This is a genomic window from Shewanella sp. GutCb, assembly GCF_002836135.1.
In the GTDB taxonomy this organism is placed as follows: domain Bacteria; phylum Pseudomonadota; class Gammaproteobacteria; order Enterobacterales; family Shewanellaceae; genus Shewanella.
In genome coordinates this window covers 146,022-160,040 of sequence record NZ_PJBL01000017.1, presented here as the reverse complement: position 1 = coordinate 160,040, position 14,019 = coordinate 146,022, and the positions used below count along the sequence as shown (strand labels likewise).

Below are 14,019 nucleotides of genomic sequence, written 5' to 3'. Positions count from 1 at the left end.
TAATCCTCTATTTTGATTACTCTCGATAGTAATTGTCTGTTTATAATCCGTGGAGGACATAAGTCCGCATAGGGGGATTAATACACAGGATCTACTGTTTGATCACAAAAAATGACGCTTATCTGCGTCATTTTGTGATGGAGTGTTTTTTTGCTACTACTTGGAGTGTGACGTCGGTCGCCTTTTTTGGGCGGAGCATTTCGAATAAACACTCTGTTACTTGTGGTATTTCACTGCCATATCGATAAGCGGTTCGCGGCTGGCTTTTGCTGCTCGTAATCGCGCTAAGTATTTTTCCCATAAGTCGACTTGATGAGTGGCTAAGTCATAAAGCACCTTCCATGAGAAGAGCCCTGTATCGTGGCCATCATCAAAGATGATTTTAACGGCATAATTGCCGACAGGCTCAATGGCAGAGATATTGACCATTTTCTTGTGGGTAACCAGTACTGGATTGCCATGACCGTGTACTTCTGCTGATGGAGAGTAAACCCTTAGCATTTCGCAGCTCAGCTGATGAATGTCGCCATTATCAAAGTGCACCTCTAGCTGGCGAGATTTACGCTTAAGCTTTAAGGATTCAACATTAGGGGTGTTATCTTGAGTCATAAGTCTACCAATGATTAAAAGTCTCGGTTCATAAAATAGAATAGCGGTTAAGCACAGAACTGTCCTTAACCGCCATCACTAAATTAGCGTTTGGTTACTGCAAGATTAGAGAATAAAGCGACTCAAATCTTCATCTTGGACCAAGTTATCGAGATGTGCGCTCACATAATCGGCATCGATTAGTGTTACAGAACCTGATTTGTCAGACGCTTCGTAAGATAACTCTTCCATCAAACGCTCCATCACAGTATGCAGACGACGGGCACCAATGTTTTCTGTGCGCTCGTTGACTTGCCATGCGGCTTCAGCAATAGAGTCGATGCCCGATTCGGTAAACTCAACTTTAACGCCTTCAGTCCCCATAAGGGCAACATATTGCTCAGTTAGCGATGCGAACGGCTCAGTCAAAATACGTTTAAAATCACCTGCTGATAGCGCATCAAGTTCGACTCTAATCGGCAAGCGGCCTTGCAGCTCAGGGATCAGATCTGACGGCTTACACATCTGGAATGCACCCGATGCAATAAACAGAATGTGATCTGTTTTGACCATACCGTGTTTAGTATTAACCGTGCAACCTTCAACTAAAGGAAGCAGATCACGCTGCACACCTTCACGAGAAACGTCTGGGCCTGAAGAGTCACCGCGCTTACAAATTTTATCAATCTCGTCCAAGAAAACGATACCGTGCTGCTCAACCAATTCGATCGCTTGCTCTTTCAGATCATCAGGATTAACGAGTTTGGCCGCTTCCTCTTCTATAAGCAGTTTATAGGCTTCTTTAATCGGCATTTTACGGCGCTTGCTCGCACCGGGTCCCATGTTCTGGAACATGCTTTGTAGCTGGTTGGTCATCTCTTCCATGCCTGGAGGCGACATGATTTCAATACCGGCTTGTGGCGCAGAGACGTCAATTTCAATCTCTTTATCGTCTAACTGGCCTTCACGTAGTTTTTTACGAAAAACTTGGCGAGTGCTATTGTCGCTAGGTTTTTCGCTGTCCCAATCTTCTTTTGGTTTAGGCAATAGGGCATCAAGAATGCGCTCTTCAGCGGCTTCTTCGGCTCTAAATTTACACTTAGCCATCTGCTCTTCACGTGTCAGCTTAATGGCTGAATCGGTAAGGTCGCGAATAATCTGGTCAACTTCTTTACCGACATAACCCACTTCAGTGAACTTAGTGGCTTCCACTTTGATGAACGGTGCTTTTGCAAGGCGTGCTAAACGGCGGGCAATTTCAGTTTTACCCACACCTGTTGGGCCAATCATTAGAATGTTTTTAGGTGTGACTTCTTGACGAAGGTCAGCATCCAGTTGCATACGGCGCCAGCGATTACGTAGCGCGATTGCGACTGAGCGTTTGGCCTTTTGCTGACCAATAATGTGACTATCTAGTTCGTGAACAATTTCACGCGGTGTCATTTCAGACATATTTTTTCCTCATGCTTAAGCATCAGTCTTGGGTATAAACGAAAGTTCGTTTAGTACTTTAACTCTTCGATGGTCTTAAATTGGTTGGTGAAAACACAGATGCCGCCGGCAATTGTTAATGACTTTTCTGCAATTTCTAAGGCGCTAAGATCGGTGTTTTCAAGCAATGCTATGGCTGCTGATTGGGCAAAGTTGCCACCAGAACCTATAGCAATTAAGTCATTTTCTGGCTGAATAACATCACCGTTACCGGTAATGATCAATGACGATTCACCATCAGCGACAGCTAACAGTGCTTCTAGTTTGCGTAGCACCTTGTCTGAACGCCAGTCTTTGGCCATTTCAACGGCTGCGCGCATAAGATGGCCTTGATGCATTTCGAGTTTGGCTTCGAAGCGCTCGAATAATGTAAATGCATCTGCTGTACCGCCAGCAAAGCCTGCCAATACCTTATTGTGGTATAGACGACGAACTTTTCTAGCGTTGCTTTTCATCACGGTATTACCAAGAGAAACTTGGCCATCACCGGCGATAACCACTTGGTTATTTCGGCGTACTGATACGATAGTGGTCACGATAAATCCTCTTCTCTAGCCAGCGACAATGTGCCTGCTGGTTGGTGATAATAGAGATATGGGGGGGAGTTGAGTAAATATCAAGGGGGGAACTTGGATTGCTAGCCTGACTCAGCTAGGGTCTGCTTATTTGCTGGTCATGGCCGGTCTATGAGTGGTTATCTGATTGCTATTGAAAGCTTCGGTCTTACGGCCGAGATAAGTCGTGGTGCTTCGCCCACATATAAATTGAGATAATCAAACTTCGCTTGATAAAGGCCGTGGGATTCCATCCCACACTCGGCCAAAAGGGGATCAACAGCAATATCCCCTCTTGGATCGCCCCTGCCGCCCGGACGTAGTTGCCTTCCTCATACTTCAACAAAAATTGTCTAACGGCTCAGATGGTACATCCATGTACCTCCGAGCCTGAACCATCATCCATGATGGTTCCACGGCATTAATGTCTACGTATTTCGGCAACTTCGATGGGGAATGGGTGTTATCAATGAGTTCAAGGAGATGGTGGTCATAGTGTTTTCAATTTAAAAACTAAAATGCTGAGAATTGCGCTTTTCTAACCCAGTGTAAATACGGCTGAGGCCTTCGGAAACAGGCCTGTTTTGTTCCATCTCTGGAGATCAAATTTGCTTGCGGCGTACTTCAGTAGTGTCTGCTGATACGCTGACCGCAGGTCATTGGAAGCAAATATCCAATAGCGTAATAAAAAACAATTAAATGACGTATAGGCTTTTAGTTAAAGCAATAAAAAAGCGCTACATGAGTAGCGCTTTAAGATTAGATACTGAGGCGGGATTTAACTTTCCCAAAACCAGATTTGGCAGCCGTTAGTGCCAGAGTTTTGCAGTACATGGCGCTGTCTTTCAGCATCACGTTTCTTGTCGTAAGGCCCTAGAACGACCTTATACCACATTCCACTAGTGCCTTTAACTTTACGCACTTGCGCTTCCAACCCTTGGAACGCAATGGTTGCCTTAAGCGAATTTGCTTGAGATTCCTTTCTAAATGAACCGCATTGCATCTGGTAAGGACGCTTAGGCTTAGTGGAAGTTGCAGGCAGGTCCACTTCGACCTTTTTATTTTCCAGCTCCTTAAGATAGGTCCACTCTTCTTTTGGGGCTGGCGGTAGCGCATTAGGATCTTTTTTAACACTGGCTTTCTTTGGTTCTTCAACCACAACCGGTGTTGTTACGACTTCATCTTCACTGCTTAATAACCATAATACATAACCAAACCCAGTTAGACCTGCGAGCGTTATTAATAGCAGTAAAACAGGGAAACGCTTGGGGGCATTTCCCTTTGAACCACGCTTTTTAGTACTGCCTTTGCGCGTGGGTTTACGGTTTGCGTAGTCACGACTCGTCATAGGGTTATGATTACATCCGCTCTAAAGTGTCTAGTCCTAGCAAGTTCAGCCCTTGCTTAAGTGTTTTCGCTGTTAGCTTAGCCAATAATAAGCGGCTCTTCTTCTGTGCTTCGTTATCGGCAGCCAGTACTGGGCATGCTTCATAAAAGCTAGAGAATGCACCGGCAAGTTCAAATAGGTAAGCACATAGTGCATGTGGTTGACCTTTATTGACGACGCGGTTCATCACTTCACCGAACTGAGCTAACTTAGTGCCAAGATCTTTCTCTCTCTCGTGTTCAAGTACGATGGTAGCACCACTCAAATCAACGTCTTGTGCACGGTTGAAGATACCCACAACACGAGTGTACGCATAGAGTAGGTAAGGTGCGGTGTTACCTTCAAAACTCAGCATCTGCTCAAAGCTGAAGATATAATCGCTAGTACGGTTCTTAGATAAATCAGCATATTTAACGGAAGCAATACCGACGACGCGAGCGATTTCAGTCAGCTCTGCTTCATCCATATCAGGATTTTTACTGCGCACTAAATCAAGAGCACGAATGTCAGCTTCTTTAAGCAGATCAATAAGCTTAACCACACCACCAGAGCGTGTCTTAAAGGGACGACCATCAGCACCATTCATGGTGCCAAAGCCCATATGTTCGAAGCTCATCTCTTCGCGAACAAAATTGGCTGTTTTAGCAAGCTTAAACACTTGTTGGAAGTGTAAGGCTTGGCGCAGATCGACAAAATAAAGTGCTCTATCTGCTTTTAGCACATTCGAGCGATAGCGCATTGCTGCCATATCGCTGGTCGCGTATAGGTAGCCGCCGTCTGCTTTTTGAATAATAACAGGGAGTGGCTCACCCTCTTTGTTTTTAAACTCTTGTTGGAACACCACTTTAGCGCCATTACTTTCTGACAATAAGCCCAGCGTATCAAGATCGGCAACGACTTGCTCTAAGTCAGCGTTATATGAGCTTTCACCGCGAACATCTGCACGGGTTAAGCTAACGCCTAAACGTTCATAAATTTCGTGGCAGTGACTCAAGGAAATGTCATTAAATTCACGCCATAATTTATTGCAGTACTCGTCACCTGATTGTAATGCAACGACCAGTTTACGGGCACGGTTGGCGAAATCTTCAGACTCATCGAAGCGGACTTTAGCGGCACGGTAGAAGTTTTCAAGATCTGAAAGCTCCATTTGTGCTTGTTCACCATTTGCAGCACGTAACTCTTCCATGTACGCAAGCAACATGCCGAACTGAGTTCCCCAGTCACCGACGTGGTTCTGGCGAATAACCTTGTGACCCATAAACTCAAGTGAGCGTGCGACGCTGTCACCGATGATGGTCGATCTTAGGTGGCCAACATGCATCTCTTTCGCAAGGTTAGGTGACGAGTAGTCAACGACAACCGTTTGCGACTCAGGCAACGTTAGGCCCAAGTGGTCGCTGTTAAGTGCGTCCATCAGTTGATTGGCGAGCGCATTGTCATCGATAAAAAAGTTGATAAATCCTGGTCCTGCAATCTCAACCTTTTCGACATGGCTAGATTCAGGCAGATTATCAATGATGAGTTGAGCTATCTCACGTGGATTCTTGCGCGCTGCTTTTGTTAGCATCATCGCCAAGTTGGTAGCAAAATCACCGTGGCTCTTATCTTTGGTTCGGTCCACTTGAATGCGAGCTTCAAAATCAGCAGGAACAACACCTTGTTGTTTAAGGGCATTTAACGATTCAGCGAGTAAAGATTGAGTATGTGATTTCATTGGCGTTTAATCGGCACTTACAAAAAGAAAAAGTAATAGGGGTAACCGACTATTTTAGCCGCTTGTGGTACCCAATTACTATCCTCTAGCGAACTTTTTCTACTTTAGTGACGATTAAATCGATTTAAAGCAGATCTTGTGGATCGCGATCGAGACTCCAACGGCATTTTTTAGCCAGAGGTAACTGTTCAATTTGTGGTAGTGCTTGTTCAAATGCTTGTTGTAATTGATTGCGGTTTTTAGTTTGGAAGAGTAGCTGGCGACGATATTTACCGGCCTTTCTATCCAGCGGGGCAGGCATAGGCCCAATCACTTCACACTCTTCGTTTTGTGGCAGCAGCGCGCCTATTTGACTCAGCAGTGCATCGGCGTCCGCAGCCAAGTGAGCTTCTGCGCGAATGAGGATCATATGCCAAGCGGGCGGGAGTAATGCTTGTTTGCGCTCATTGAGCTGATTGCGAGCAAACTCACCGTAGCCTTTATGCATGAGTTCTCGAAGCATGGTGTTGTCGCTTTGATGGGTTTGTAATAATACCGTTCCAGGTTTGCTCGCACGACCAGCACGACCTGAGACTTGAGTGTAAAGCTGGCCGAAACGTTCCGGTGCTCTAAAGTCAGCGCTAAAGAGCGCGCCGTCGACATCCAAAAGCCCGACCAAGGTCACGTCAGGAAAGTGATGGCCTTTTGCTAGCATTTGGGTGCCGACTAAAATTTTGTATTCGCCTTTATGTATCGCATTGAGATGGGCCTCTAACGATCCCTTATTGCGTGTGGTGTCGCGATCGATACGCACAACTGGGTGGTTGGGAAACTCTTTCTCAAGGAAGCTGGCGAGTTGCTCGGTACCCACACCTTGGCCAGCAAGCATGGTGCTACCACATTGATGGCACTGCTTGGGGATCGCATATTGATTACTGCAGTGATGGCAGCGGATCTCACCTAAGGCTTGATGCACAGTAAAGAAGGCATCACAGCGATCGCATTCATGTAGATGTCCACATTCATGGCAGATTAACGCGGGAGCAAAGCCCCGTCGGTTGAGAAATAAAATGACTTGGTTGCCAGCATCAAGGTGGATGCGCATTTCATTCAACAATGCATGCGACATACCGGTGCGCAGTGGCTGATTACGAATGTCGACAATGCCTTGGCGCACTTTTTCTGCATTGCCTGCACGTTGACCTAGCTGCAAATGCTCATATCGACCACTGAGTGCATTTTGCAAGGTTTCCAGTGACGGTGTTGCTGTGCCTAAAAGAACTGGAATATCTTCTAGATGCCCGCGCATGACGGCAAGATCACGTGCGTGATAACCCACACCTTCTTGTTGCTTAAAACTTGAGTCGTGCTCTTCGTCTAAAATGATCACCCCAGGATAAGCCATCGGCGTAAATAACGCCGAACGCGTGCCGATAATAATGGCTGCTTCGCCCGTTTTGGCGTGGCGCCATGCATCTAATCGTTGATTGTCAGTCAAACCTGAATGAATGACCGACACTTTGACATTAAAGCGGTGTCTGAATCGGCTGATGGTTTGGGGGGTTAAGCCTATTTCCGGAACGAGGACGAGCGCTTGCTTGCCCTGCTTTAATATTGTTTCTAATAAAGCCAAGTAAACTTCGGTTTTCCCCGAGCCCGTAACGCCTTCGAGTAAAGTGCAGTGATAGCCCGATTGCAGCGTGAGTGTTGCGACGGCAATGGCTTGTTCTGGGTTGAGTCTATGCGGCTCTTCAGTCATTTCAAGCTGGGTTCGCCAGCTGAGATCAACGGACACAACACGTGAGTTCTTCGTTATCCAGCCTTTATCATCGAGCGCTTTTAGAGCAGCTTTACTGAGTTCTAATGCGGCGATTTCGTGCTGTTCGAGATCACGTTCAGCTAAGGCGTTAAACAGTTTGCGTTGCGCGGGTGCACGGTTGAGTTGATTAACATCTGCAGCGCGTCCCGCATCCGTTAAAGTCCAATAGGACGCCGTCGCCGCTTTCGACTCCGCCCCTTTTCTCAGTGCAACGGGTATCGCTTGTGATAGCATTTGTCCTAAGCTACAGAAGTAATATCTTGCAGCCCAAGCCGTTAATTTATACAGTGAATCAGGTAATAATGGTGCATCGTCTAAAATGCTAACAATTGGCTTTATTTGCTTAGGCGTTAAATTACAAGTATCCGTTATGGCTGTAATAAGGCCAATAAGCTGCTGTCGACCAAATGGCACTTGTACTCGCATGCCTTTTTGAGGAACGATGTTGATATGCTCAGGAACTTGGTAACTAAAGGTTTGCCGCATTGGAACGGGCAGGGCGACCTCAACAAACAAAGGCATAAAACTCTATTTCAATAGGAGATAAGCCTGTAGTGTACCGAGGCGAGTCTTGGAGAGCCAGTCAGATTTAACTTATTATGATGCGCTAGAAAAGGAAACGATGAAAAGAATAATAATATTAGCATTAACGACGTTAGCGCTGTTTAGCACAGCGGTTACAGCTGAAGTTTCTCATGTCAGCATAAATGAAAGGTTATTTGAGCTGGGAGAGTACCCAAAACTTAAAGTGAATATCATTTCAAGCCATAAGAACCCCAATAAGGTGCAGTTCTTTTTACGGCAATCGACCGGAGAAGAGCGCCTTGTGAGTTCACCGTTGAGTCATTTCCTAGTGTTAGTTACCGGGGTTGACGATGTTGTCGATAGTGAAGCGGTGTTGGTGGTGAAAGAGCATCGAATAAACCGCTGGCGAGAAGTCACGGTCCTTAATTTATTCAGTGATAACCCTGTCGAGAATGTGCCGCATACGGCATACACTCCATCGCCAGCTAAGGTCAATGAGAAAGCAAACGGTGCTGTGAAAACGATTTCAAATTCGTTAACGACCAGCACGGCGCCTATCGGGGTTAAACTCGAAGAAAATTGTACTGTAGACTTTAATGGTAGCGAAACACTCTGGCGTATTGGTTTACGTCAATCTAAAGTGTGGGGAGTCAACACTTATGGTGCAATACTTGCCATTTATGAGGCGAATCCGCGTGCTTTTAATAAAAACAAAATCAATGGTTTAAAGGCTGATGCGTTATTGAAGTGTCCTTCTGTAGCAATATTAGATAAATATACTGATGCCAAGGCTGCCGAAAAATTATTTGATTCGATGTACTAGGGATTGCAGCAACTTAGGGTAGGATAGCGCGCTCACTGATTCTATTTATGGTGATTCATGACGGGTAGCTGGATCTATTGCTTAAATGCTGTATAATCCTGCGCCCTAAACTATTATTAACTGCATGTGGTGTCCGACTTCGGGTTGGAAGAGCGACATGGCCTTAACCTTGAGGTAATTCCAATGAAAGCAGGTATTCATCCTGATTATGCAGAAATCACTGCAACTTGTACTTGTGGTAACGTTATCAAAATTAACTCTACTATCGGTAAAGACTTACATTTAGACGTTTGTGGTGCATGTCACCCATTCTACACTGGTACCCAGAAAGTTACGGATACTGGCGGACGTATCGATAAGTTCAACAAGCGCTTTGGTGCACTTGGCAAGAAGTAATTACTTCTGCAATGAATTTAAAAAAGGCGCCTTCTGGCGCCTTTTTGCTATTCTGAGGTTGAGCTTTTTTATCTTTCTTACCGATATATGTCTATTTGACGACTCAACAGGATCCTAATGGACTTTAAAACATCACTCTGCGCCTTATTATTAGTTTTGAGTCTTCCGCCAGTGCACGCCAGCCAATGTGTGCCGACTAGCTTTGATGAAACCGTGGTGCTTGATTACGTCAATGACGGCGACACTATTACCCTAAAAGATGGTCGACGGGTGCGGCTCATCGGTGTTGATACTCCTGAAATTGATTTCCAGTTTAAAGATCTTTCAGACCCATACGCCGCCGAGGCTAAATCATTCCTACAAAGTACAATCAAACCAGGACAATCGCTTAAGCTTGTTTTTGGGCAGCAAAAACTGGATCCATACGGCCGTACACTTGCTTATGTGTATACCGCAGCAGGTGAACATCTGCAGGAGTTGCTACTCAGTAACGGCTTTGCTAAAGCCAAGGTGTTTCAAAATGACTTTTTTTGGCAATGTTTAGCGGACATTGAAGATGATGCGCGGACAAATCAACGAGGTTTATGGCAGCATCTTGACTACCAAGCTAAGTCACCTGCACACCTTTCAAGAAGCGATAGCAACCAATGGCGAGAGGTCAGAGGGGTGGTGACGGGCTATGAAAGAAAAGGTCAGGATTTAGCGCTGTTAATCGATGATAAGTTGGTTTTGATGATATCTAAGCAAGATATCAGTAAGTTTAATAACATATTGAATCTTAATCTGCTGCAAAGCCAGGTAATAGTGCGCGGTAAGGTGTACTTTTCTTACAGTAAATGGCGCATAAATGGCACTCATCCATCACAGATAACCGTCGAAAAAGACAGTTTGGAATAATATATAGCGATAAAGTTAAAATTTTAAAAGATCTTATTTGAAATGCTCCTATATTCGAGTATCTTAGCGGCTATCAGCTTACGTTTATTGTTTAGGTAATACACGATACCGACCTCAACCTAAACAGCTTCAATAACCGTTTAGCTGTCGACCTTTCGCTTTGGATAACATTAGTCGCACTCAGGATTAGAAAAATGGCAGATCTTCGTCAACAAGCCCTCGATTATCATGAATTACCCGTACCAGGTAAAACAGCAGTTTGCCTAACAAAACCCGCAGAAACGAGCATGGACCTTGCACTGGCGTATAGCCCAGGTGTGGCTGAACCAGTGCGTGAAATAGCGGCAAACCCTGAAAATGCATATCGCTATACCGGTAAAGGCAACACAGTTGCAGTTATTTCTAATGGCACCGCCATTCTAGGTTTAGGTAATTTAGGCCCGTTGGCATCTAAGCCTGTGATGGAAGGCAAAGCGTTATTGTTTAAGCATTTTGCCAATATTGATGCGACTGATATCGAAGTAAAACACAGAACTTCAGAAGAGTTTATTAATATAGTTGAAGCGATTGCCGATACATTCGGTGGTATTAACCTTGAAGATATTAAAGCGCCAGAGTGTTTTGAGATAGAAAAAGCCTTGATTGAGCGTTGTAATGTGCCTGTTTTTCATGACGACCAACACGGTACTGCGATTGTGACTACCGCAGGCATGATCAATGCGTTAGAGATCCAAGGTAAGTCGATGGAAAAAGCTGTATTTGTTTGTATGGGAGCTGGCGCTGCTGCCATCGCTTGTATGACAATGATGGTTAATTGTGGTGCTCAACGCGAAAATATCTACATGTTAGATAGAAAAGGTGTAATCCACACTCGTCGCGAAGACATTAACGAATATAAAGCCTTATTTGCAAATAATACGGATAAGCGCACGCTACAAGATGTTATCAAGGGTGCAGATGCTTTCTTAGGTTTATCTGGCCCAGATGTGCTTGGCGCTGAAGATGTAGCCTTGATGGCTGAAAACCCGGTGATTTTTGCTTGTTCAAACCCAGATCCTGAAATTAGACCCGAAATCGCCCATGAAACCCGTAAAGACTTAATTATGGGAACGGGTCGCAGTGACTATCCAAACCAGGTTAACAACGTATTGTGTTTTCCATTCATTTTCCGTGGTGCATTAGATGTGCGCGCATCGAAGATTAATGACGAAATGAAAATTGCTGCCGTGCATGCTATTGCAAGCTTAGCTAAAGAAGCCGTGCCAGCATCAGTGCTTGCTGCATATCCAGATGTTAGCTCTCTGGAATTTGGTGCCGAGTACGTTATTCCTAAACCAATGGATCCGCGCTTATTACCGAATGTTGCTAAAGCGGTAGCCCTTGCTGCCATCGAGTCGGGTGTGGCTCATATTACGACGTTACCTATCGGTTATATGGAGTCGTAATCACTGATTTGCGAGTGAATAAGAAAAGGGGCTTAGGCCCCTTTTTTGTTTTCTGTCGTTTTTATTTTGCCTTTTATCACCTGCTGTTTAATAATCCTCAAATAAGCCGCTGTTTGCGGGATAATTCTTCTACATCAAAATAAGATCCTGCAGGAAGCGGACATATACCCATCTTGCCTGAATATGCAGGATTCAGTGGGAGTTTAATGGACTTTAATCAAGGCATTGATTGCCACTAATGGTCGTTCCCTTAGTAAAATCAATAACACGGAGTAAAGCCCATTAAAACCCATCGCAGAAGGCGTTGTGCAAGCTCACTTCGTTGTTGCACTAACTTAAAAGGGAATAACCATTTCTATGTTAACGCGCCTAGAATTGAACTGGCACAATGCCTCTGAAACGAGCATCTTCAAGTAGGATGGGTATATGATACTCACTCGGATTCTTACTAAGAAACTCACTAGCTTTTGGCTGATGTCGTTAGTTGGTGTCGCCTTTATCTGTTTTTTAACCGCTATGTTCAGTTTCGTGCAGCTGACCTATGCGTTTCAACAGCAAAAAGTGTCAGAACTAGAGGGCATGTTACAACAGCAGTTTGCCGTCACTGTGGCACCAGAAGAGAAGTGGCAGCTTAATAATTGGTTGCCACCATTGCTACATGCCTACCAAGCGCAATCATTTGTGCTGACTAAAGGTAATGTCACTCTATTTGAATATAAGGCGCTAAAGCCTCAACCTGGTGGTGTGCAATACAGCAGTCAGCTTGAAAATGGCCTAATGATGGAACTGGCATTACCACAGCCGTTTAATAAGCATGAAGTCAGTGCTTATGAATGGATGATTCTGTTGGTGGGTTGTCTCGCTGTCATGCTGTTTGTTCGATTTGGCTTTCGATGGTTTTCGGACCAACTTAATGGCATCGAAGATCTCACGCAACGGGCAAACCTCATCTTAACGGGTAAGCGCGATAAAGCATTGGCAGAAAAGGGGCATGGAAGGCCTCGGATGATTAACCGCGCCATGACGCAGCTACTGCTTGAACTGCATGATGCCCATAAAGAGCGGGCGAGGTTTGATCAATTTATACGTTCCAACACTTTTCTTGATGCCGAAACGGGTGTTGGCAACCGTTTGTTCCTAAAAAACCGTTTGGATGCACTGAGTAATAGTGCAGGCATGATGACACCCGGTGTGTTGTATCTGTTTGAGATGGAAGACCTAGATCTATTAAACCGAGAAATTGGTGAGCAAGAGGTCAATGAAATACTGTCACAAATCATCGCCACTATTAATCAAATTTTAGCGAGCAAAGCTAACATCATTTTCTCGCGCCGCTCCTATAATCAGTTCGCGGTGGTGGTGCCACAAATTTCACAAAAAGAAGCGGATCAAGTTGCGGCGAAGTTGTTACGGGTGAGTTTGAGCCAGATTGATAGCTTGCTCGATACACCTGATGATTTTCTGCATCTAGGTGGGGCCTATTTTAAAGTCGGTGATGACAAAGATGCTTTAGTGGAAGAGGCGGAGCTCGCTTTGCGCTCGGCTCAGTTTCAAGGCGGTAGTAGCTGGTTTATGTATGACAAGGGCGCTGTTGATGGTGATTTGTCTAAAGGCTCTGTGCGTTGGCGTAGCTTTTTGGAGAACGTGCTCGTTAGCAAGCGAGTCTTTTTATTCTCGCAGCCCGTTGTTGATAGTGATTTAACTGCGCATCATCAAGAAGTGTCCTGTCGACTGCGAGATACTCAAGGCAATTTGGTCCGAGCTACCCTTTTCCTCCCCATGGCAATTAAGTGCGGCCTCATCCCTCAAATAGAAAGGCAGGTTATCGAGATGGTGCTGTTTGATGTGTTGCCAAAACAAAATGATACTAGCCTTAAGTTCAGTATTAACCTGAGTTTAGATACATTAACCAGCCGAGCATTCGTGCGCTGGTTAAAAACCACATTGTTGGAATATCGGCACTTAGTCCCGCGGATCATTTTTGAGATAAATGAAGATATTCTAGTGCATCATCAAGATGTACTGACTGAGCCGCTTGATATGATCAGTAAAATGGGGGCGGGGATCTGTGTCGACAGAGTGGGGCAACAAGTTGTGAGTACCGAGTATTTACAACGTTATCCTATCTCGTTAATTAAACTGCACCGTTCTATCGTCAGTCAAATCCACCTGCGAGCGGAGAACCAACTTTTTATCCGCAGTTTAATTGCTGGTCTGTATCGTACCGATGTGCAAGTTTGCGCTGAAGGTGTTGAAGTTTTTGAAGAGTGGCAGACGTTACAAATTTTAGGCGTGAGTGCGGGTCAAGGTAGCTTTTTTAGTGAGCCAATAGAAGAAGTATAACTCGTTCCCATCGTCGGCAAGCGATAAGATGTAATGGCTTTATAGATGTTTTTCT

At 44.9% G+C, this 14,019-nt stretch carries 11 protein-coding genes; 5 read left to right on the top strand and 6 right to left on the bottom strand.

Annotated features, from left to right (window positions below; translation table 11 throughout):
• Positions 1 to 216: 216 nt before the first annotated feature.
• The 6 genes from CXF86_RS10225 to priA form a co-directional block, all read right to left on the bottom strand.
• Entirely contained in the window at positions 217 to 609 is a 393-nt protein-coding gene (locus tag CXF86_RS10225; protein WP_101089811.1) for a gamma-butyrobetaine hydroxylase family protein, read from the bottom strand.
• Positions 610 to 714: 105 nt separating this feature from the next.
• On the bottom strand, positions 715 to 2,040 hold the full coding sequence (gene hslU / locus CXF86_RS10220) for an ATP-dependent protease ATPase subunit HslU (RefSeq protein ID WP_101089812.1): 1,326 nt from the start codon (positions 2,038 to 2,040) through the stop codon (positions 715 to 717).
• Positions 2,041 to 2,090: 50 nt separating this feature from the next.
• Positions 2,091 to 2,615, bottom strand: a complete 525-nt coding sequence (gene hslV / locus CXF86_RS10215; protein WP_101089813.1) for an ATP-dependent protease subunit HslV — start codon at positions 2,613 to 2,615, stop codon at positions 2,091 to 2,093.
• Between the two features lie 796 nt (positions 2,616 to 3,411).
• The gene (locus tag CXF86_RS10210; protein ID WP_102038898.1) at positions 3,412 to 3,981 is read right to left on the bottom strand and encodes an SPOR domain-containing protein; all 570 of its coding nucleotides are present in this window, start codon (positions 3,979 to 3,981) and stop codon (positions 3,412 to 3,414) included.
• Between the two features lie 10 nt (positions 3,982 to 3,991).
• The gene (gene argS / locus CXF86_RS10205; protein ID WP_101089815.1) at positions 3,992 to 5,737 is read right to left on the bottom strand and encodes an arginine--tRNA ligase; all 1,746 of its coding nucleotides are present in this window, start codon (positions 5,735 to 5,737) and stop codon (positions 3,992 to 3,994) included.
• 124 nt (positions 5,738 to 5,861) lie between these two features.
• Positions 5,862 to 8,057 (bottom strand): primosomal protein N', encoded by a 2,196-nt coding sequence (gene priA / locus CXF86_RS10200; protein ID WP_102038897.1) that lies wholly within the window; start codon positions 8,055 to 8,057, stop codon positions 5,862 to 5,864.
• Between the two features lie 100 nt (positions 8,058 to 8,157).
• Here priA and CXF86_RS10195 point away from each other — a divergent pair, with 100 nt between their 5' ends.
• The 5 genes from CXF86_RS10195 (at position 8,158) to csrD (ending at position 13,964) form a co-directional block, all read left to right on the top strand.
• The gene (locus CXF86_RS10195) at positions 8,158 to 8,883 is read left to right on the top strand and encodes a FimV/HubP family polar landmark protein (RefSeq protein WP_102038927.1); all 726 of its coding nucleotides are present in this window, start codon (positions 8,158 to 8,160) and stop codon (positions 8,881 to 8,883) included.
• Between the two features lie 183 nt (positions 8,884 to 9,066).
• Complete coding sequence (rpmE, locus tag CXF86_RS10190) at positions 9,067 to 9,279, top strand: 50S ribosomal protein L31 (protein WP_101089817.1); 213 nt, start codon at positions 9,067 to 9,069, stop codon at positions 9,277 to 9,279.
• Between the two features lie 117 nt (positions 9,280 to 9,396).
• The gene (locus CXF86_RS10185) at positions 9,397 to 10,176 is read left to right on the top strand and encodes a thermonuclease family protein (protein ID WP_102038896.1); all 780 of its coding nucleotides are present in this window, start codon (positions 9,397 to 9,399) and stop codon (positions 10,174 to 10,176) included.
• 194 nt (positions 10,177 to 10,370) lie between these two features.
• Positions 10,371 to 11,621 carry a malic enzyme-like NAD(P)-binding protein gene (locus CXF86_RS10180; protein WP_101089819.1) on the top strand — a complete coding sequence of 417 codons (1,251 nt, stop codon included), beginning with the start codon at positions 10,371 to 10,373 and terminating at the stop codon, positions 11,619 to 11,621.
• Positions 11,622 to 12,047: 426 nt separating this feature from the next.
• A complete protein-coding gene (csrD, locus tag CXF86_RS10175; protein WP_101089820.1) occupies positions 12,048 to 13,964 on the top strand; it encodes an RNase E specificity factor CsrD in 1,917 nt (638 codons plus the stop codon).
• The last annotated feature ends 55 nt before the right edge of the window (positions 13,965 to 14,019 follow it).